This window comes from Candidatus Parvarchaeota archaeon, assembly GCA_016866895.1.
Lineage (GTDB): Archaea > Micrarchaeota > Micrarchaeia > Anstonellales > VGKX01 > VGKX01.
In genome coordinates this window covers 1-2,464 of the sequence record VGKX01000168.1, presented here as the reverse complement: position 1 = coordinate 2,464, position 2,464 = coordinate 1, and the positions used below count along the sequence as shown (strand labels likewise).

Annotated in this window: 2 protein-coding genes; both read right to left on the bottom strand. The window is 46.4% G+C overall.

What is annotated here, in order from left to right; translation table 11 throughout:
• Positions 1–1,246: hypothetical protein (locus FJZ26_05540; GenBank protein ID MBM3229870.1), on the bottom strand; the 1,246-nt coding region annotated here is incomplete at its 3' end.
• 110 nt (positions 1,247–1,356) lie between these two features.
• Positions 1,357–2,115 (bottom strand): hypothetical protein, encoded by a 759-nt coding sequence (locus tag FJZ26_05535; GenBank protein ID MBM3229869.1) that lies wholly within the window; start codon positions 2,113–2,115, stop codon positions 1,357–1,359.
• Positions 2,116–2,464: the final 349 nt, after the last annotated feature.

Here is a 2,464-nt window from a genome sequence, read left to right as displayed (position 1 = left end):
TGTCTTGTTGGAGCTGCGTATCTTCATTTACTATTGCGGCTGCACCCCAGATTGCCCCAAACTTATTAGTAATGTCCTCGTATTTTCTCCCAAGAAGGGTTTTTAGCTGGTCCTCATCGTCGGATTTTGCAATGATGTTCCTTGAAGTTTTTATCCCAAGCTCAAAGTACATCTGGGTCAAAAGCCCAAGCTTTTCAAGGACAGCCGCATCGGAAATATTTGCGCCGTCAACAAAAAGCATCTCCCTTGCCTTCTTGACTGTCGCACTCTCCGTAACACGTCCGGCCCCTTTGAAGATATCGTAGTAGGCCCTCTCAAACGAGTCTATTAGCTTGTTGCGCTCAAGGCTTGCAAAGGCCGAGTTTGCCTCAAGAAGCTTTTCAAATGCCTTTTTGTGTATCAAGTCATATCCTGCACCCGGTGTTGTTACAGGACCCCCAGTACCGGGGGTGGTGCCAGTAATTGCATCTTGGTATGCCTTATTGTTCAAAAGAAACCTGTCGATGGATAATGCTGTGGTACTGGTGGTTGGATCAGTTTCGGTGATGGCTTTCCCAAGCCCGAAAAGAAGTGAGCCAGAAACGCTAAGCGCATCGTAGCTTTTGCCAGAAACAATGCCCTGTCTGATACTTGTTATTGCAGTAGAAAGTTTGGAGATAAAAGATGTTGCATCATCGCCAACCTGCCTGAAATTCGCAGCCAGATTCCTTTCAAGATCCGTAATGTCAAAACTTGCGTTTGGCATGCTTCCCTTAGCCAGGTTATATGCAAGACGGTTTGTGATGTAATATAGTTCTTGGACATCTTTGGCTACCCTCAAATACACGTTTGCAGCGGATGCATTACCTGTTGTAAGCGATTGGGAAACCAGATCTAAAAGCGCCATAAGGTTTGTTGGCAAAACTAGTGAGTTGTAGGATGCCTCTGAACGAGACTGATCAGCAGGTTTTGAAAAATATGCCGGTGAACCAAGCTTATCTATCACACCAGGGACGCGGGTCCCGCTTGCATCATTGTATCCACTAATGGTGTTGATTGCAGTTGCATGGTCTCCCGATGTTATTGTTGCTGATATGCTGGAGAGAACATTGCCAAAATTTTTCCAGATGGTTGCAGCCTTGCAGCAATTTACTGCAGCATTGTTCATCTCAGCTAATTGTGCAGGATCAGACACTGGGGCAAAAGCCGGTGGAGATACAAGACCTGGCACGCCTTTAAAGGAGACTCTCAGCTCCTCAAGCATCATTCAAATCACCTGATTTTTTTTAATGGTTATTTTTGAGCTTCTAACTCATCAGAACAGCTTCATTATATCATCTGCTTTTTTCTTTGCAGAGTCAACTGGGGCTATTGGAGTTACTGTTGTATCACGTTTCTCATGCGGCTTGGAGACTCCGGTGTTGTCGGCTGGCACTGTTGCTTTTCAAAATAATCATACCCAGATGGCATTCCCTTCCTTACTCCAAGCTCAAGCCCATAGCCGCCCACCGTGTTGGCCCATACTGAGCCGCGAAGTATGTAACCAACTGATTGATTGAGCGAATTTTGCACAGTTGCATTCTGTCGTATTAGAGCGCCCACCGATTTGCGCATTGCAGGGACAGATGCGCCGACCTTAATTCCCGCTGCCCGAGTAGCCGCTGCTTTAGCGCCTGCAGCAAGTGTAGCTGCTTGGTTGAATGCGTATTTGGTTGTTCCAAGGCGCGGCATGTGTGTTAGTTCCTCTGCAGCACTTGCCCCTGCCCGCGCCTCGCCGACAAGCTGCTTTGCGGCCTTTCCAAGATCTCTTCTTGAGACATTTTTCGTAAGTATATAGTTGCCAGTCTTTGCCCCCACGCCAACAAGCTCCCTCATCGCATTTCCAACTGTAATTTTGCCTGCAGCTCCGGCTGCAGTAAAAACTCCCGTGAACATCAACACATCGCATCCGGCTGAAACCAGGGCAGCTGTAGTCATCATCGAACCCTTGGCATAATCACCGTTCTTGAAGTATTGGTATGCATCCTTGCCGGCGATTATTGTGCCTGCGATTGGCACAAATTCTGCTGCTTTTTCATACCACGACTTGTTTGCAGTCGGGTCCTGCTTTTGCATTGTTGCCTGGAATATGAACATTTCATCGCCTCCTTTTCATCAATAACATTTTGCGCATTTGTTTCTAGGTTTTGCTTGTTTTTTCAGTTTTCTTGTTTAAATTCTGTTTTTACGCCGATGCAGCAACCTGCGCTTTGAGCGTGCCTACAAAGCTTTCGGCTATCTGTTTTCCGTTGTTTTGCTCAAGCCATTTTTTAATCATGGCAAAATTGGACCTGAACTCCTTGTTTGAGTCAATTGCCTTTCTAAACGAGGTGTTCTGGCTGTAGGTGTAATAGACAAGAAGAGAGTACATCGTAAGCACGTTTTGCGCTTCCTGGTAGATGTACTGCCTGTCAGAATCAGAAGAGACTGCGGAAAATCTCTTTGG

Excerpts from the sequence above, each read along its gene's own strand:
- FJZ26_05535 (MBM3229869.1), bottom strand. The coding sequence starts at position 2,115 with ATGTTCATATTCCAGGCAACAATGCAAAAGCAGGACCCGACTGCAAAC.